This is a genomic window from Streptomyces sp. NPDC059989 (assembly GCF_042736975.1).
GTDB lineage: Bacteria > Actinomycetota > Actinomycetes > Streptomycetales > Streptomycetaceae > Streptomyces.
In genome coordinates this window covers 13,485-29,613 of sequence record NZ_JBHWUO010000045.1, presented here as the reverse complement: position 1 = coordinate 29,613, position 16,129 = coordinate 13,485, and the positions used below count along the sequence as shown (strand labels likewise).

Sequence of the window (16,129 nt, the reverse complement as noted above, 5' to 3'; positions counted from 1 at the left end):
CGGAGGGGCGGTGGGCCTGGCGGCCCGCCGCCCCTTCGGCGTTCTCAGAGGGTGGCCAGGAACTTCCCGACAGCCTCGTGGAAACCCTGCGGGTCCTGGAACGGCACGAAGTGGTCGCCCTCCAGGGGCGCGTACGAGGTCCCCGGCCGCCGGGAGACCATCGCGTCGGCCACCGCCTGGGGGAGTGCCTCGCTGCGGGTGCCGTGGACGAGCAGCGCCGGGCTGTCGCTCGCGAGCCAGGCGTCCCAGTGGTCGCCGCGGCAGGCTTCGATCGAGTCGAGCTGGTCCTGCGGGTGGAACGGCAGGCGCCAGCCGGTCCCGTCGGGGAGCGGGCGCAGCGCGTGCGCGACGAACTGCGCGCCCACCGGTCCGGCCGCGGCCAGCAGTTCCTCGGTGGTGGGCGCGGTGTAGCGCAGGCCGCGGAGCAAGGCGAACCAGTCGGATTCCGCGGGGTGGGTCTCCACGGTGGTGTCCACGTTGATGAGCGCGGCGACCCGGTGGGGATGGGCGGCGGCCAGGTGGTAGGCGTTGAGCCCGCCGAGGGAGTAGCCGAGGACGGCCACGGGGGCCTCGATGCCGAGGTGGTCGAGCAGGGCGACGGCGTCGGCGACGTATCCCTCGCGGCTGTACTCGGCGGCCCGGTCGGAGTCGCCGTGGCCGCGCTGGTCGGGGGCGATGATCCGCCACGCGTCGCCGAGGTGCTCGGCCAGCCCGGTGAAGGCGAGGCCTTCGGACATGCCGCCGTGCAGGGCGAGCAGCGGGCGGCCGGTCCCGCCGAAGTCCAGGTAGGAGAGAGTGCGGTCGTCGATCTTCAGCTCGTGGCGCATGGCGTGTGCCTTCCGTGGGTCTGTGGATCTTCCGATGGGTGAAGCGTGCCAGGATTTGGGCAAGCGCGCAATACGTCTGTGTAGCGCGCTTGCCCAAAACGGGGCGCGGATACGATCCCGGCATGGGAAATCGCGAGGACCTGCTGGCCGGAGCGCGCCGCTGCCTGGAGGAGAAGGGCTACCTGCGCACGACCGTGCGCGACGTCGCCACGGCCTCGAAGGTGAGCATGGCCGCGATCGGCTACCACTTCGGATCGCGCGAGGCCCTGCTCAACCAGGCGCTGTTCGCCGCCATGGACGAGTGGGCCGCGGGATCGGGCCGGCTCGCCGGCGAGGGGGACACCGCGGGGGAGCGCTACGCCGACACCTGGGACCGCAAGATCCGGGACTTCGGCGAGATGCGCTGGCTGTGGCTGGCCTCCGTCGAGGCCTTCGTGCACGCGCAGTCCTCGCCCGAGCTGCTCGCCGTCCTCGCCGAGGGGCAGCGCCGCAACCGCACGATGGTGGCCGCCGCGCTGCGCGGGGTTCCCGAGAGCGAGGTGTCGGAGGAGGACGTACGGTCCCTCGGATCGATGCACATCGCGCTGCTGAGCGGGGTGATGGTGCAGGCCCTCACCGACCCGGAGCAGGCTCCGAACGGCCGCGAACTCCTCCAAGGGCTGCGCGAGATGGTCGAGTTGCTCGAAAGCTGACCGCTACCGACGGGTAGTAAAGGCTGGTTCCGCACGCCATAATCCGGTCCCACCACTGGGTCGGCAAAGGGGCGGGCATGGGCGTGGCAGCGGGCACGGACACGGGTACGGGTACGGACGCGGGTACGCACGCGGGAACGGCTACGAGCAGAGCCACGGGCGCCGGGCTGGGCCGCCGGGGGTTCCTGACCGGGGCGGCGGCGCTCGCGGCGGCCGCCGCCGTGGGACTCGGGTCGGCCGGCCCGGCCTCCGCCGCGACACTCGGCACGCAGGACTGGATGGCCGGCCTGGCCGACCCCACCCCCCTCCAGCGGATGACCATCCCCGGCACGCACGACTCCGGCGCCACCCAGGGCGGGCTCTACGTGGCCTGCCAGAACACCTCGATCGCGCAGCAGCTCGACTCCGGGATCCGCTTCCTCGACGTCCGCTGCCGCGTCACCGGCGGGTCCTTCGCCATCCACCACGGGTCCTTCTACCAGAACCTGATGTTCGGCGACGTCCTCGTCGCCTGCGCGAACTTCCTCGCCGCGCACCCCTCCGAGACCGTCCTGATGCGGCTCAAGCAGGAGTACTCCACGGACGGCGACGCCACCTTCCGCGCCGTCTTCGACGACTACCTCGACCACCGGGGCTGGCGCCCGCTCTTCCGCATCGCCGACACCCTGCCGAACCTCGGGCAGGCCCGCGGCAAGGTGGTCCTGCTCGCCGACAACGGCGGGCTGCCCGGCCTGCGCTACGGGGACGGCAACGTCTTCGACATCCAGGACGACTGGAACGCGGAGCCCTTCGCGAAGCGCGGCAAGATCGAGAACCACTTCCGCAAGGCCGTCCAGCAGCCCGGCAAGCTCTTCGTGAACTACACCAGCACCTCGGCGTACATGCCGCCGCGCTGGAACTCCGACCGGCTGGGCCCGCAGGTGCACGCCTTCGTCGACGGCGGGGAGCTGTCCGGCCGGACCGGGCTCGGGATCGTCCCCATGGACTTCCCGAACACCCGCTCCGGCCTGGTCGCCTCACTGATCCGGCACAACTGACGGCTCGGCCGCCGGCCCGGTCGGCAGCGGGGCGGGCGGCGGGGTCGGCGCCCCCGGGAAGCGGAGCACCGCCTCCGCCCCCGGGCCGCCGTCGGCCGCCGCCCGCAGCTCGGCGCTGCCGCCCGCGCGCTGCACCGTACGGGCCACGATGGACAGGCCCAGGCCGCTGCCGGGCAGGGCGCGGGCCGACGGGGAGCGCCAGAACCGCTCGAAGACGTGCGGGAGTTCCTCGGCCGGGATGCCCGGACCGTGGTCCCGTACGGCCAGCTCGCCCGCCCGCAGCGTCACCGCGACCGCGCCGCCGGGCGGGCTGAACTTCACCGCGTTGTCGAGGACGTTGACCACCGCCCGCTCCAGCGCGGCCGCCTCGCCCCGTACGTACCAGGGCGCCAGGTCGGCGGTGAAGTCCAGCTCGGGGCCGCGCAGCCGGGCCCGGGACAGCGCGCTCCCGGCGATCTCGTGCAGGGCCACCACCCCGAGCGGGCCGGGGGAGACGGCGTCCGGCCGGGACAGCTCCTGGAGGTCCCCGATGAGCGCGGCGAGCTCCGTCATCTGCGCCTTGACCGAGGCCAGCAGCTCCCTGCGGTCCTCGGGCGGGATGGCCCGGCCGGTCTCCTCGCTGCGCGCCAGCAGCTCGATGTTCGTCCGCAGCGAGGTGAGCGGGGTGCGCAGCTCGTGCCCGGCGTCGGCGATCAGCTGCGCCTGGCGCTCCTGGGAGGAGGCGAGGGCGGCCGTCATGGAGTTGAAGGACCGCGACAGGCGGGCGATCTCGTCGTCGCCCTCGTCGGGGATCCGTACGGTGAGGTCCTCGGTCCGGGCGATGTGCTCGACGGCGTCGGTCAGTTCGTCGACGGGCTGCAGCCCGGTACGGGCCACCCACAGCCCGGCGGCGCCCGCGCCGACGACCCCGATGCCGCAGACCAGGAGCAGCACCCAGGCCAGGGTGGACAGGGGCTTGTCGACATCGGCCAGCGGCTTCGCCACGATCAGTGCGGCGGGCTGCCGGTTCACCAGGGCGGGCTGGGCGTAGACGCGGACCGCGGTGCCGTCGGAGGTGGTCGCGTCGTAGAGGACGGCGTTGCGCCGGCGCTGGGCGACGTCCAGGTCGGTCTCGGTCACCTCCAGCGTGTTCTTGCCGTCGATCCAGCAGTGGCTGCCGTCCGCCCGCACGATCTGGACCTGGGCGCTGAGGTTGTTGGCGGGCCGGTCCGGCAGGGCGCCGCCGACGACGCAGCCGATCGCGCTGTACACCTGGTTGGCCTGGGCCTCCGCGTTGGTGGCGCGCAGCGAGCTGTCGAGCTGGTCGCGCAGCTGGCCCCGCACCATCACCCACGACACCGCCGCGACGGCGGCCACGGCCAGGGCCACCGCCACCGTGACCAGCAGCGCGAGGCGGGAGCGCAGCGGGAGGGCGCGGAATCTGGCGGTCGGGCTCACTCGGGCCCGCTCTCGCCGGCGCGCAGGACGTAGCCGACCCCGCGCACGGTGTGCACCACGCGGGGCTCGCCGCGCGCCTCGGTCTTGCGGCGCAGGTACATCACGTACACGTCCAGGGAGTTGGAGCTGGGCTCGAAGTCGAAGCCCCAGACGGTCTTGAGGATCTGCTCGCGGGTCAGGACCTGGCGCGGGTGCGCGAGGAACATCTCCAGCAGCGTGAACTCGGTCCGGGTCAGCTCCACCGGGCGCCCGGCCCGGGTGACCTCGCGGGTGGCGAGGTCCATGCGCAGGTCGCCGAAGGTCAGGGCGTCCTCGTGGCTCTCCTCGCCGGTCCGCGGGGCGGCGTAGGAGCTGCGGCGCAGCAGTGCGCGGACGCGGGCGAAGAGCTCGTCCAGCTCGAAGGGCTTGACGAGGTAGTCGTCGGCGCCCGCGTCGAGGCCGGTGACGCGGTCGCCGACGGTGTCGCGGGCGGTGAGCATCAGGACCGGGGTGACACTGCCCGCCGAGCGCAGCCGCCGGGCCGCCGTCAGACCGTCCATCCGGGGCATCTGGATGTCCAGGACGATCAGATCGGGAGCGTACGAGGCCGCCTTGTCGAGGGCGTCGAGCCCGTCGACCGCGGTCTGCACGGCGTACCCCTCGAAGGCGAGGCTGCGGCGCAGGGCCTCACGGACGGCCGGCTCGTCGTCGACGACGAGGATGCGCTGCGGGTCGCCTTCGGCGGGATGCATGGACGGTTCCTCCATGGTGGTCGTGACGTTCCCTTCAGCGTCGCACGCGGGTGGTACCGGGCCCGTCAGAGCGAGGTGCCGAAGCCGTTGGTGCCGGTGTTGTTGCCGGTGCTGCCGCCGTTGCCGCCGGGGCCGCCCTTGCGGAGGGAGTCCAGGTCCGCCTTGATCGTGTTGACCGGGATGGCGAAGCCGAGGCCGACGCTGCCCGCGGTGGAGCTGCCGTTGGAGGGGGAGTAGATCGCGGAGGGCATGCCGACGATCTCGCCGTTCATGTTGACGAGGGCGCCGCCGGAGTTGCCGGGGTTGAGGGAGGCGTCCGTCTGGATGGCCTTGTACGTGGTGGTGTCCGAGCCGGTCTGCCCGTTGAACTGCTGTCCGCCGAAGGAGAAGGGCCAGCCGCCGCCGCCCTGCGGGCTGCTCTGCGGGGACTGCCTCTCCTCCGACTTGTCGACGGTGACGTCGCGGTTCAGCGCGGAGACGATGCCGCTGGTGACGGTGCCGGTGAGGCGGTCGGGGGAGCCGATGGCGACGACCTGGTCGCCGACCTTCAGGCTGCCGGAGTCGCCGAGCTTGGCGGGCTTGAGGCCGCCGGCGCCCTGCAGCTTGATGAGGGCCAGGTCCTTGTCGGGGTCGGTGCCGACGATCTTGGCCTTGTACTTCTTGCCGTCGCTCATCGTCACCTCGATCTCGGAGGCGCCGTTCACGACGTGGTTGTTGGTGACGATCTCGCCGTCGGCGGTGATGACGATGCCGGAGCCGGTGCCCTGGCCGGACGCGGTGCGGGTGTCGATGCGGACCACGGAGGGGCTGACCTGCTCGGCGACGCCGGAGACGGTGCCGTTGCTGGACTGCGAGACGTTGGTGCCGCTGATGCCGGTGCCGGTGCCGTTCTGGGAGCCCATCAGCTGCTGGACGGCGGCGGCCGTGCCGCCGCCGACCACGGCCGCCGCGAGGGCGACGGCGGCCAGCAGCGCGACGGGCCGCTTGGCGCGGGGGGCGGGCGCGGCCGCGTGGGCGGGGCCGTGTCCCTGCGGTCCGCCGCCGCCGTCGCCCCAGCCGGCCGGTACGGTCTCGCCCCGGAGGACCGGGGGCTGGTGCGCCTCGTGCCATCCGGGCGCGGCGGGCGGGTACGCGGGCGCCGGCGGGTACGCCCCGTGCTGGGTCGGGTTGTTCTCCTGCGGGTACTCGCCTTCGCGGCGGAAGCTGTCGGTCATGGCTATGACTCTGGTCGCCGATGATGAGAGCTTCCTGAGTCTGACCTGAGAAGCCCGACAGAACCGCGTATGCCCGATATAAGGCCGCGTTGTCGGGTGCGGCGCCGCTGCGGGGGCGCTGCCCCCGAACCCCCGCGCCTCAAACGCCGGCGAGGCTGGATTTGGCCGTGCGCGTGGCGTAACCCTGCCGCCCAGGCGGGCTGGATTGCCCGGAGGGGCAATTCCAGCCCCGCCGGCGTTTGAGGCGCCGCCGGAGGCCAATCAAGCCTCGCCGGCGTTTGAGGCGTGGGGGTCCCCCCGGACGGAGTCTGGGGGAGGGTCTGGGGCGGAGCCCCAGGAGGGCGGGCCGCAGGCGCAGTGCACGGCCTCGGCCGAGAGGGTGGATCCGCCGACCGCCGGTGGCTATCGGCTAGCGGCAGCCGCAGGAGCGCCTGATCACCAACGCCGAAGGGAACTGCCGCAGCCGCTCGCGCCGGGAGCCGGTCACGCGGAGCGCGTCGTCCAGGACGAGGTCCACCGCCGCGCGGGCCATCGCCGGGCGGTCCGAGGCGATGGTGGTCAGGGGCGGGTCCGTGAGGGCCGCCTCCTTGACGTCGTCGAAGCCGGCCACCGCCAGCTCGCCGGGGACGTCGATGCGCAGTTCGCGGGCGGCCCGGAGCACGCCGATGGCCTGGTCGTCCGTGGCGCAGAAGATGGCCGGCGGACGGTCCGGGCCCGACAGGACCTCCAGGGCGACGCGGTAGGCGTCGTAGCGGTTGTACGGGGCCTCGAAGAGGCGGCCCTCGGTCGAGCGGCCGGACTCCTGCATGGCCCGGCGCCAGCCCTCGACGTGGTCCGCGACCGGGTCGCCGACCGACGGGGTGTTCTCGACGCCGCCGATGCAGGCGACGTACTCGTGCCCGTGTTCGAGCAGGTGGCGGGTGGCGAGCTGGGCGCCGCCGATGTCGTCCGTGACGACGGCGACGTCGTCGATCGCCTCCGGGCGCTCGTGGAGGAGGACGATACGGGCGTCCCACGCCTCGATCTCAGAGGCGGCGCGTTCGCTCATGCCCTGGCTGACCAGGATCAGGCCCGAGACCCGCATGCCCAGGAAGGCCCGCAGGTAGTGGACCTCGCGCTCGTCCCGGTAGTCGGAGTTCCCGACCAGCACCATCTTTCCGCGCTCGGCGGCGGCCTGCTCGACCGCGTGCGCCATCTCCGCGAAGAACGGCTGGCGGGCATCGGGGACGATCATGCCTATGAGATCGGTGCGCCGCGAGGCCATCGCCTGGGCGACCCGGTCCGGGCGGTAGCCCAGCTCCTTGATCGCGGCGAGGACACGCTCGCGCGTGGCCGGGGCAACCGGCCGGGGTCCGTTGTTGATGACGTAGCTCACGACGGCGGTAGAGGTACCCGCAAGTCGCGCCACGTCATCCCGCGTCACCTTGGCCACGCGCGGAAGTCTACGCGGGGTGACCTACCTCTGGGCAGGGCGTCCTGCGGAGTGGATGGTCACAGGATCTTCAGCCGGACGGGTGACGGCCGCACCCGCCTGTGCCGCCGCCTGTGCCGAAGCCTGTGCGGCCGCCTGCGCCGCGGCTTCCGCGGCCGCCCGCTCGACCTTCTCCGGCGTGACGAAGCGGTAGCCGACGTTGCGGACCGTACCGATCAGCGACTCGTGCTCGGGGCCGAGCTTGGCGCGCAGCCGCCGTACGTGGACGTCCACCGTCCGGGTGCCGCCGAAGTAGTCGTAGCCCCAGACCTCCTGCAGCAGCTGGGCGCGGGTGAAGACCCGCCCCGGGTGCTGCGCGAGGTACTTGAGCAGCTCGAACTCCTTGAAGGTGAGGTCCAGGACCCGGCCCTTCAGCTTCGCCGAGTACGTCGCCTCGTCGACCGACAGGTCGCCGTTGCGGATCTCCATCGGGGAGTCGTCCGTGCCCAGCTGCTGGCGGCCGGTGGCCAGCCGCAGCCGCGCCTCGACCTCCGCCGGGCCCGCGGTGTCGAGGAGCACGTCGTCGATGCCCCAGTCGGCGGTGACGGCCGCGAGGCCGCCCTCGGTGACCACGAGGAGGAGCGGGCAGCCGGGTCCGGTGGACCGCAGCAGCTGGCACAGCGACCGCACCTGGGGCAGGTCGCGGCGGCCGTCCACGAGGATGACGTCGGCACCCGGGGTGTCCACGAGGGCCGGGCCCTCGGCGGGCGCCACCCGGACGCTGTGCAGCAGCAGGCCGAGGGCGGGCAGCACCTCGGTGGACGGCTGCAGGGCGTTGGTCAGCAGCAGGAGAGAGCTCATGCCCGACCACCCCGCCCGGTTCCGGTCGGCAGGTCGAACACGGTTCGCTGGTCCATCACGTCGGTTCCTCCTCGGTCCCGTCGAGGACATGCGTGGTTCTGCTTCGTACGTGTGGTGCGTGGCCTCCGTCCGGTCCCCGCGCCCTGAGGTCCGGATGGATACCACTGTTCTCGGTTCGTTCAACGTGCTGAAAGCACAAAAGGACCCGGGGGCAACGTTGCCCGGATCCTCTTCGCAGCAGAATAGCCCACCGGCCCTTTCCGGGCCGAGGCTTCTTCCGCTCCCAGTTCTGTGGTTCCTGCCACGCGCAAGTCCAGCGTATGCCCCGGTTTCATGCGATCGGCGGCCCGCCGAGCAGTACCGCCGGGCCGCCCGGGTGCACACGGGGCGCGCGGAGGCACGCCGGAGCGGGCGGTGCGAGGGGTCATCATGGAGGCCGACGGTAGAGAGCCGACGATAGGAGCTGCAGTGGCAACCGGAACCATCCGCTACTGGGCGGCGGCCAAGGCCGCGGCCAAGACGGCGGAGGAGCCGTACTCGGCGCGCACACTGGCCGAGGCGCTCGACGCCGTGCGGGAACGCCACCCCGGGGAGCTGACCCGGGTCCTGCTGCGCTGCTCCTTCCTCGTGAACGACGAGCCTGTGGGCAAGCGCCCGCACGATGCCGTCCTGCTGACTGAGGGGGGCACCGTAGAGGTGCTCCCGCCGTTCGCGGGCGGGTGAGCGGGAGCCGATGAGCACGCCTGAAGAACAGCAGCAGCAGTACCAGCAGCAACAGCAGCACCTGTACGAGCAGCAGCAACAGCAGCAGCAGGACCCGTACGGGACCCAGACCTGGCAGTCCGACACCTGGGACACCGGGTACCAGCCGGTGCAGCCGCCGCTGGGCGGGGTGCCGGGGCAGCCGGTCGCGCCCGAGGGGTGGTTCCGGGACGAGGTCCAGGCTCCGGCCCAGGCCCCCGCTCCCGCGCCGGTCCAGGACTGGTCGCACCCGGCTCCGGCCGCCGAGCAGACCGCCTACCTGCCGCCGTACCAGGAGCAGGCCCCGGGGTCTGCCCAGGCCGCGGTTCCGGAGGGCTGGTTCCGGGACGAGGTCCCGGCTCCGGCTCCCGCTCCCGCCCAGGACTGGTCGCAGGCGGCCCCGGCTCCGGCCCCGGCCCCCGCCGCCGAGCAGACGGCCTACCTCCCGCCGTACCAGGAGCAGGCCCACGCGCCCGCTCCGGAGCCCTCCGCCCTGGACGGCTGGTTCCGCGAGGAGGCGCCGGCCGAGCAGACCGCCTACCTCCCGCCCCAGGCGGCCGCGGCCCCCGAGCCCGCCGCCGAGGAGGAGCCCGCGTACTCCCCGCCCACCCTCGCCGGCAACACCCTGCGCGCCGTCGACCCGGCGCAGGCCCGCGCCGAGGGCCGGTCGCCGATCATCGACCCCGGTCCGCAGTCGGCCATACTGACCGCCGCCCTCGGGGTGCTGCTCGCCGCGGCCGCGGCGTTCGGGCAGCTCGCGCTCGTCGTGCCGCTGGTCGCCCTCCAGGGGCTCACCGCGGCCGGCTGGTTCCGCCTCAACGGCATGTGGCCGGCCCGCCAGGGCATCGCCCTCGCCTTCGCCGGAGCCCTCGTCGCCGATGTGGCCGTGCTCGCGGTGGACGACGCGTACGGGCCCGGCGCGATCATCGGCACCCTGGGCGCCTGGGTGCTGCTCACCCTCGTGCTCCAGCTGCGCAGCCACGCCGACCCCGACGAGCGGATGTACGGCCTGATGGCCTCGGTGGCCTCCGCCGCCCTCGCCATCGTCTGCGCCGGCTTCCTGGCCGCCGACACCCGCGCGGTCAGCGTCGGCGCGGCCGCCGTGGCCGTCGCCGTCTTCGCCCGCGCGCTGCCGCTGCCCCCCGCCCCCTCGGTCGGCGTCTCGCTGGCCGCCGCGGCCGGTGCGGGCATCGCCGTCGGCGGGATGGTCGGCGTCGGCGCGGGCGGGGCGCTGATCGGCCTCGTCGCCGGGGTGTGCGCGCTGATCGGGCTGCGCGTGGCGGCGTACGACTACCCGTCCAAGTTCGTCCACATGACGGCCGGTGTCGCGCTGCCGCTGGCGGCCGCCGCCCCCGCCGTCTACCTCATCGGCCGGGTGGTGGGCTGACCGGTCCGGCCGGTGGGGGTGGCGGGCTGACGGCCCCTTCACATCCGTCCATGGTCAACTTGGTCGCACGTACCGACTAGTAGGGGGTGGGGCACGTGCGTTTTCTGCGTGTCGTTGTGATCATCGGAGTGGTGCTGGGGGCGGTCTTCGTCGGAGCGGACCGCCTGCTGGCCGGCTATGCCGAGAACCGGCTGGCCGAGCGGATCCAGGCCCGGCAGGGGCTGGCCGGCAGCTCGGAGGTGGAGATCCACGGGTTCCCGTTCCTGACGCAGGCGCTCAGCCACGACCTCGACCGCGTCGACCTGAAGCTCCGGGGCGTCGAGGTGATGGCGGACGGCCGCAAGACGCGGCTCTCCGAGCTCGACGCGAGCTTCCGCAACGTGAAGCTGAACGGGAGCTACAGCGGCGGCACCGCCAAGAGCGCCACGGGCACCGGGCTCATCACGTACGCGGACCTGACCGCGGCCTCGCAGACCGGCGCGACCCTCTCCTACGGCGGGGCGCCGGGCAAGGTGAAGGTGACGGCGGGCGTGGACATCCTCGGCAAGACGCTGACGCGCAGCGTGGTGTCCACCATCACCCTTGAGGACGCGAAGGACGGAAAGGGCGGCAAGACCGTCCGCGTGCGCGCCGACGAGGTGCCGGGCGAAGGCATCCCCGGGCTGGAGAAGCTGGTCCGCAAGAAGACCGACTTCGACCGCAACCTCGACAGCGGGCTGCCGTCGGGGCTCCACCTCTCCGCCCTGACCTCGGACGAGACCGGCGTACACCTCACGCTGGACGGTTCGAACGTGGTGATGGCCGGATCGTGAGACGGAGCGGTCCGATCCGCAGAAGGACGGGCCGCACGAGGTGCTCCGGGGGTGGCGCGGCGGTCGCCCACGGGGCTCGGATCCCACTATGCGGACGATCCTGTCTCGGAATATGACACACCGGTGACAGGGCGGCCGATTCGTCCCTACGATCCATGCCTATGAAGCATCAGCAGGCGGACCTCACGAAGCGGCGGGCAGTAGACCTGTGTCGCGTCGCCGCCATGCTCTGTCGATCCATGTGACGTGTGAGCGCATCCGCTCCATCAGCCGGACGACGGCTTTTTCCCCGCGTGACCGTACCCGCCTCCTGATCCCTGACGCCTCCCCGCTCAGGACCTGCGAGCGCACCCGGACGCACGCACGCAGCACCCCGCAGCACCAGCACCCACCTGCTGGACCAGCACAGCCCCGCCGCACACTGCCCCGGAGGAGAACACCATGAGCCGCAGCGACGTCCTCGTAGACGCCGACTGGGTCGAGGCCCACCTGAACGACGCCGACGTCGTCATCGTCGAGGTGGACGAGGACACGTCCGCCTACGACAAGAACCACATCACCAACGCCGTCCGGATCGACTGGAAGAGCGACCTCCAGGACCCGGTCCGCCGTGACTTCGTGGACCAGGAGGGCTTCGAGAAGCTCCTCTCCGCCAAGGGCATCTCCAACGACGACACGGTCGTCCTCTACGGCGGCAACAACAACTGGTTCGCGTCCTACGCCTACTGGTACTTCAAGCTGTACGGCCACCAGGACGTCCGCCTGCTCGACGGCGGCCGCAAGAAGTGGGAGCTCGACTCCCGCGACCTGGTCGACGGCAAGGACGTCCCGAACCGCCCGGCCACCCAGTACAAGGCCAAGGCCCAGGACACCTCCATCCGCGCCTTCCGCGACGACGCGGTCGCCGCGATCGGCACGAAGAACCTGGTCGACGTCCGCTCCCCCGACGAGTTCTCCGGCAAGCTGCTCGCGCCGGCGCACCTGCCGCAGGAGCAGTCGCAGCGTCCGGGGCACATCCCGAGCGCCCGCAACATCCCGTGGTCGAAGAACGCCAACGACGACGGCACCTTCAAGTCCGACGAGGAGCTCACCGCCCTCTACGCGGCCGAGCAGGTCGACCTGGCGAAGGACACCATCGCCTACTGCCGCATCGGTGAGCGCTCCGCGCTCACGTGGTTCGTGCTGCACGAGCTCCTGGGCCAGGAGAACGTCAAGAACTACGACGGCTCGTGGACCGAGTACGGCTCGCTGGTCGGCGTGCCGATCGAGCTCGGCGCCAACAAGTAATTCCGGGCACGCGACGCCCTCGTAGCTGAACCTCTCTAGGACAGGACAGAGAACATGTGTGGAGCACAGATCGGCGGGCCCGACCTCGCCACGCTCAAGCCCGGTGAGACCGCCATCCAGGGGCAGATCACCAAGGGCGGCGAGCCGGTGTCCGGCTACGTCCGCCTGCTGGACTCGACCGGCGAGTTCACCGCCGAGGTCCCGACCTCGGCGACCGGCCAGTTCCGCTTCTACGCGGCCGAGGGCTCCTGGACGCTGCGCGCGCTCGTCCCGGGCGGCACGGCGGACCGCAAGGTCGTCGTCGCCGAGGCCGGCGGCGTGACGGACGTGGCGATCGCGGTCTGAGCACCGCACATGTGATCGCCTTGTTGATCGGCCGAAGGGCCGCACCCCCGGGGGTTGGACGCCACTGGATCGGGGTGCGGCCCTTCGTGCCGTACGGGCTGTCATTCGCGGGGTCCGGTTCTACCCTGAAGGCATGTACGCCCGGCGCCGGCGCGCCTACTTCCTGCTGATGGGCGGATGCCTGTTCCTCTTCGTCTCCGCCTGGTCCTTCGTGCGCCTGTTCTCGGTGGAGGCGGCCGTGGCCCTGTGCGTGGTCGCCATGGTCATCCCGCCGGTCGCCGCGATGATCGCCAACCGGCGCGGCCCGGACGACCGCTGGTGGGACGACCCCTCGGGCGATCCGAAGTCCGACGAGTGGTGGGACGAACTGGACGGAAAGCGGCGTCACGAGGATTGAAACGCCGTGAGATAAAAATGTAATAAGGGTTCGTACAACCAGTCCTCGCCAGGGCGGGTCATGGGTACGCGCGGGTACACGCATCCGCGCCTCCAGGCCTGTGGGGGGACTTCCTTGGAACACGAACACACCATCCCCGAGCAGCGGAAAGAGGGGGAGCTCGCGGCTCCTGACCCCGCTGCCGATCCCGCGCCGGCCATCGCCCCGCGCCGCCGCCGGGGCCGTACGACGCTCCTGATCGCCGGCGCGGCCGTCCTCGGCGTGGTCGCCGGGACGATCACCGGCTACGCGGTCCAGTACCACCGGGCCCCGACCCCGCTGCAGCCACTGGCGCAGCAGAACGTGGCCGTGCAGCCACCCGTCGCGCCGAACGACGCGACCACCCGTCGCTCCGTCAACGCCAACCGGTGGGACAAGGCGGAGGAGGACCTCGCCAAGAAGCTGCTGGAGGCCCCGGGCGGCGCGAAGGACGGCTACTCGGGTTACCAGTCGCTGGACATGTTCGCGGCGGACTACTACGAGTCCCCCGACCGCGGCTTCGACTCCATCGCCAAGAACGTGCGGCGGATCGCCACGGCGGGCTGGCAGCAGGGCGAAAACGACTTCATCGAGATCCGGCTGCTCCAGTTCCAGGACCAGCACGCGGCCCAGAAGTACCAGGAGGGCCAGTCCGCGTACCAGGAGGAGGAGAAGCGCGCGGGCAACGACGGCTTCGCGCTGCCCGGCGTACCCGACGGCTACGGCCGCGGCTGGCTCTACAAGCCGAAGACGAAGGCGGGGTACCTCCCGCTGCGCCAGGCCCGGGCCATCTTCCGGCGCGGGGACATCGTCATGGACGTCGAGCTCACGAACAACCGGGGTGACGTCTCCCAGGGCGAGATCACCGATCTGGCCAAGCGACAGATGGAGCGGCTGTGACCGAGCAGCAGAACGACGCCGTGACGGCTCCGGCGTCGGAGCAGGAGAACGACGCCGTGACGGGTCAGGCGCCGGAGCAGGAGAACGACGCCGTGACCGGTCCGGCGCCGGAGCAGGACGCACCGGTCTCCGCGCGCCCGCCGCGCAAGGTGAACCGCAGGACGCTGGCCCTGGTCGCGGGCGGGCTCGGCCTGGCCGTCCTCGCGGGCGGCGGCTTCTGGGCCGCCGACAGGATCGACCAGGCGGACCGGACCTCCCCGACGCGCTACTGGGTACCGGACGGCCCCCGGCCGACCGCCTCGGCGACCCCGGTGCCGACCGTGCCGCCCAACGAGCTCACGGGCAAGCTGCTGCCGGTCCCCGCGAGCTATGAGCTGGGGCCCGACCTGGAGGACGAGGGCAACGACTTCTACGTGTCGGGCGAGCGCGCGATCCAGGCCGTGAAGGACTCCCGTACGGGGCTGTCCGCCGCCGAGCGCGCCGAGCGGGACAAGGCCGTGGCCGAGCTGAAGCTCAAGGGCGTGGCCGGTCGCAGCTACATCCTCGGGTACGCCGGCCCGATCAGCGAGATCGAGCTCACGCAGGCGGACCCGCAGGCACTCGGCAAGTTCGCGGACCTCAACAAGAAGCTCCTCGACGTCATCGTGGCGCTGGGCGAGAAGAAGAAGGAAGCGCCCGCCGTCGAAGGGTTCCCGCAGGCCAAGTGCGTCCTGCTGGACATCGTCGAGGAACGGCCCAACGCGTCGTCGAAGCCCGAGACGATCGAATCCCTCGACTGCGTGGCCGTCGAAGGGGACGTGCTGGTGACCTTCCGTTCGTACGCTCCCCGGCCCCGGTTCAACGTGAAGACGGCCGTCGATCTGTTCACGCAGCAGCTGAACCACCTGAAGTCCCCCGGGGAGTCCGCGTGACCGAGCAGAACACCACCGACGCCGCCCCCGCCGAGGGACGGGACCTCGTGGCCGAGCCGGTGCCCGAGTCGGCCCCCGAGCCCGTGGCCGTGACGGCTCCCGAGTCGGCTCCCGAGTCGGCCCCCGAGCCCGTGGCCGTGACGGCTCCCGAGTCGGCTCCCGAGTCGGTGCCGGCCGCGCCGAAGGACCGCAGGAAGCTCTTCGCCGCGCTGCGGTGGACCGCCGCCGTTCTCGTCTTCGCCGCCGTCGGCGCGGGCACCGCGTACGGGGTCGTCCAGCCGGAGCGGACCAAGATCCCCGGGCTGTCCACGCTGCCCGACGGCCGCTGGACCTACCCGCAGCTGGCCAAGCCCGAGCTGCCGGCCGGAGCCCCGCTGCCCGGCGCCGCGGACAACCCGGACGGCACGCACTACGCCGCCCTGAGCGGCCTGCTGCTCCCCGCCCCCGAGGGGTCCCGGCCCGACGACGTCGTCAAGGCGGACAAGGACGGGAAGGTGGAGCCGGACGCCTTCCTGGAGGAGTACGCCCCCGACGACCGGCCGAAGCTCAAGCAGGGCTTCGAGTACGAGGGGCTGCGCCAGATCACCGGCCGGTCCTGGACCATGCCCGACGGCACGCGGACCCGCGTCTACCTGCTGCGCTTCCACTCCTCCAGCTTCGTGGACGCCTTCAGCGGCTGCAGCCTCAACACCCGGCTGACCGGCGCCGACTCGCTCTCGGTCGACTTGTCGTGGACCAAGGCCAAGACCGGGCAGTCCGGGGGCGCCGACTTCGCCGGACCGGGCACCCCCGGCTCCAGCGAAATCAGCCTCTACGAGGAGGCCAAGCCCTTCGGGGACGAGCAGGTCCGCCTCGGCTGCCTGCAGATGGGTGACGTCCAGGCGGTGGTCGTCCAGTCCCGCAAGGGCGGGCTGCCGGTCATTCCCTTCCACCAGACGGTGATCCTCCAGAGCCAGCTGCTGAGCTGAGGTCCGTCCGGCCGACCTCACAGAGTGCGCCGGTCCCCGGGCCAGTAGGCTTGGGGACCGGCCCGTACAGCCCCGATACGAATTCCGAGGAGCACCCCGTGCTTGAGGCAGTCTTCACCTCCCTGCTGGTCCTGGTCTGCGTCGGCGTCCTCG

Annotated in this window: 18 protein-coding genes; 12 read left to right on the top strand and 6 right to left on the bottom strand. The window is 72.2% G+C overall.

Features of this window, described 5'->3' with window-relative positions:
• Positions 1-44 precede the first annotated feature (44 nt).
• Positions 45-827: an alpha/beta fold hydrolase gene (locus ACFWBN_RS30550; RefSeq protein ID WP_385181873.1), complete on the bottom strand. Its 783-nt coding sequence runs from the start codon at positions 825-827 to the stop codon at positions 45-47.
• Between the two features lie 122 nt (positions 828-949).
• On the opposite strand from ACFWBN_RS30550, the gene ACFWBN_RS30545 reads away from it, so the two are divergent.
• On the top strand, positions 950-1,519 hold the full coding sequence (locus ACFWBN_RS30545) for a TetR/AcrR family transcriptional regulator (protein ID WP_385181870.1): 570 nt from the start codon (positions 950-952) through the stop codon (positions 1,517-1,519).
• 167 nt (positions 1,520-1,686) lie between these two features.
• On the top strand, positions 1,687-2,556 hold the full coding sequence (locus tag ACFWBN_RS30540; protein WP_385181943.1) for a phosphatidylinositol-specific phospholipase C: 870 nt from the start codon (positions 1,687-1,689) through the stop codon (positions 2,554-2,556).
• On the opposite strand, the gene ACFWBN_RS30535 is transcribed toward ACFWBN_RS30540, so the two are convergent.
• The 5 genes from ACFWBN_RS30535 to ACFWBN_RS30515 all read right to left on the bottom strand — a co-directional run bounded on the left by ACFWBN_RS30535 (position 2,536) and on the right by ACFWBN_RS30515 (position 8,210).
• Positions 2,536-3,993 carry a sensor histidine kinase gene (locus ACFWBN_RS30535; RefSeq protein ID WP_385181868.1) on the bottom strand — a complete coding sequence of 486 codons (1,458 nt, stop codon included), beginning with the start codon at positions 3,991-3,993 and terminating at the stop codon, positions 2,536-2,538. The genes ACFWBN_RS30540 and ACFWBN_RS30535 overlap by 21 nt on opposite strands.
• Positions 3,990-4,724: a response regulator transcription factor gene (locus tag ACFWBN_RS30530; RefSeq protein WP_385181866.1), complete on the bottom strand. Its 735-nt coding sequence runs from the start codon at positions 4,722-4,724 to the stop codon at positions 3,990-3,992. Before ACFWBN_RS30530 ends, ACFWBN_RS30535 begins: the two co-directional genes overlap by 4 nt.
• A gap of 65 nt (positions 4,725-4,789) precedes the next feature.
• On the bottom strand, positions 4,790-5,938 hold the full coding sequence (locus ACFWBN_RS30525; RefSeq protein WP_385181864.1) for a S1C family serine protease: 1,149 nt from the start codon (positions 5,936-5,938) through the stop codon (positions 4,790-4,792).
• 409 nt (positions 5,939-6,347) lie between these two features.
• Positions 6,348-7,370, bottom strand: a complete 1,023-nt coding sequence (locus tag ACFWBN_RS30520; protein ID WP_385181861.1) for a LacI family DNA-binding transcriptional regulator — start codon at positions 7,368-7,370, stop codon at positions 6,348-6,350.
• Between the two features lie 24 nt (positions 7,371-7,394).
• Positions 7,395-8,210 carry a response regulator transcription factor gene (locus ACFWBN_RS30515; protein ID WP_385181858.1) on the bottom strand — a complete coding sequence of 272 codons (816 nt, stop codon included), beginning with the start codon at positions 8,208-8,210 and terminating at the stop codon, positions 7,395-7,397.
• 468 nt (positions 8,211-8,678) lie between these two features.
• On the opposite strand from ACFWBN_RS30515, the gene ACFWBN_RS30510 reads away from it, so the two are divergent.
• The 10 genes from ACFWBN_RS30510 to ACFWBN_RS30465 all read left to right on the top strand — a co-directional run bounded on the left by ACFWBN_RS30510 (position 8,679) and on the right by ACFWBN_RS30465 (position 15,976).
• The gene (locus ACFWBN_RS30510) at positions 8,679-8,933 is read left to right on the top strand and encodes a MoaD/ThiS family protein (protein ID WP_030718384.1); all 255 of its coding nucleotides are present in this window, start codon (positions 8,679-8,681) and stop codon (positions 8,931-8,933) included.
• Between the two features lie 10 nt (positions 8,934-8,943).
• The gene (locus ACFWBN_RS30505; RefSeq protein ID WP_385181855.1) at positions 8,944-10,338 is read left to right on the top strand and encodes a hypothetical protein; all 1,395 of its coding nucleotides are present in this window, start codon (positions 8,944-8,946) and stop codon (positions 10,336-10,338) included.
• Positions 10,339-10,433: 95 nt separating this feature from the next.
• Positions 10,434-11,150, top strand: a complete 717-nt coding sequence (locus ACFWBN_RS30500; RefSeq protein ID WP_385181853.1) for a DUF2993 domain-containing protein — start codon at positions 10,434-10,436, stop codon at positions 11,148-11,150.
• A gap of 155 nt (positions 11,151-11,305) precedes the next feature.
• The gene (locus ACFWBN_RS30495; protein WP_353962230.1) at positions 11,306-11,395 is read left to right on the top strand and encodes an Ms5788A family Cys-rich leader peptide; all 90 of its coding nucleotides are present in this window, start codon (positions 11,306-11,308) and stop codon (positions 11,393-11,395) included.
• Positions 11,396-11,591: 196 nt separating this feature from the next.
• Positions 11,592-12,437, top strand: coding sequence for a sulfurtransferase (locus ACFWBN_RS30490; protein WP_385181849.1), 846 nt, complete (start codon positions 11,592-11,594; stop codon positions 12,435-12,437).
• Positions 12,438-12,491: 54 nt separating this feature from the next.
• Complete coding sequence (locus ACFWBN_RS30485; protein ID WP_361759364.1) at positions 12,492-12,782, top strand: DUF1416 domain-containing protein; 291 nt, start codon at positions 12,492-12,494, stop codon at positions 12,780-12,782.
• A gap of 64 nt (positions 12,783-12,846) precedes the next feature.
• The gene (locus ACFWBN_RS30480; protein ID WP_385181941.1) at positions 12,847-13,179 is read left to right on the top strand and encodes a DUF3099 domain-containing protein; all 333 of its coding nucleotides are present in this window, start codon (positions 12,847-12,849) and stop codon (positions 13,177-13,179) included.
• A gap of 114 nt (positions 13,180-13,293) precedes the next feature.
• A complete protein-coding gene (locus tag ACFWBN_RS30475; RefSeq protein ID WP_385181846.1) occupies positions 13,294-14,097 on the top strand; it encodes a hypothetical protein in 804 nt (267 codons plus the stop codon).
• Positions 14,094-15,008: a hypothetical protein gene (locus tag ACFWBN_RS30470; RefSeq protein ID WP_385181843.1), complete on the top strand. Its 915-nt coding sequence runs from the start codon at positions 14,094-14,096 to the stop codon at positions 15,006-15,008. Before ACFWBN_RS30475 ends, ACFWBN_RS30470 begins: the two co-directional genes overlap by 4 nt.
• The gene (locus tag ACFWBN_RS30465; RefSeq protein WP_385181841.1) at positions 15,005-15,976 is read left to right on the top strand and encodes a hypothetical protein; all 972 of its coding nucleotides are present in this window, start codon (positions 15,005-15,007) and stop codon (positions 15,974-15,976) included. The genes ACFWBN_RS30470 and ACFWBN_RS30465 overlap by 4 nt, the downstream gene beginning before the upstream one ends.
• The last annotated feature ends 153 nt before the right edge of the window (positions 15,977-16,129 follow it).

What these genes read in the sequence shown, in the direction of transcription:
- ACFWBN_RS30530 (WP_385181866.1), bottom strand. Translation starts at nt 4,724, where the DNA reads ATGCATCCCGCCGAAGGCGACCCGCAGCGCATCCTCGTCGTCGACGAC.
- ACFWBN_RS30545 (WP_385181870.1), top strand. Translation starts at nt 950, where the DNA reads ATGGGAAATCGCGAGGACCTGCTGGCCGGAGCGCGCCGCTGCCTGGAG.
- ACFWBN_RS30550 (WP_385181873.1), bottom strand. Translation starts at nt 827, where the DNA reads ATGCGCCACGAGCTGAAGATCGACGACCGCACTCTCTCCTACCTGGAC.
- ACFWBN_RS30525 (WP_385181864.1), bottom strand. Translation starts at nt 5,938, where the DNA reads ATGACCGACAGCTTCCGCCGCGAAGGCGAGTACCCGCAGGAGAACAAC.
- ACFWBN_RS30490 (WP_385181849.1), top strand. Translation starts at nt 11,592, where the DNA reads ATGAGCCGCAGCGACGTCCTCGTAGACGCCGACTGGGTCGAGGCCCAC.
- ACFWBN_RS30515 (WP_385181858.1), bottom strand. Translation starts at nt 8,210, where the DNA reads ATGAGCTCTCTCCTGCTGCTGACCAACGCCCTGCAGCCGTCCACCGAG.
- ACFWBN_RS30485 (WP_361759364.1), top strand. Translation starts at nt 12,492, where the DNA reads ATGTGTGGAGCACAGATCGGCGGGCCCGACCTCGCCACGCTCAAGCCC.
- ACFWBN_RS30495 (WP_353962230.1), top strand. Translation starts at nt 11,306, where the DNA reads ATGCCTATGAAGCATCAGCAGGCGGACCTCACGAAGCGGCGGGCAGTA.
- ACFWBN_RS30505 (WP_385181855.1), top strand. Translation starts at nt 8,944, where the DNA reads ATGAGCACGCCTGAAGAACAGCAGCAGCAGTACCAGCAGCAACAGCAG.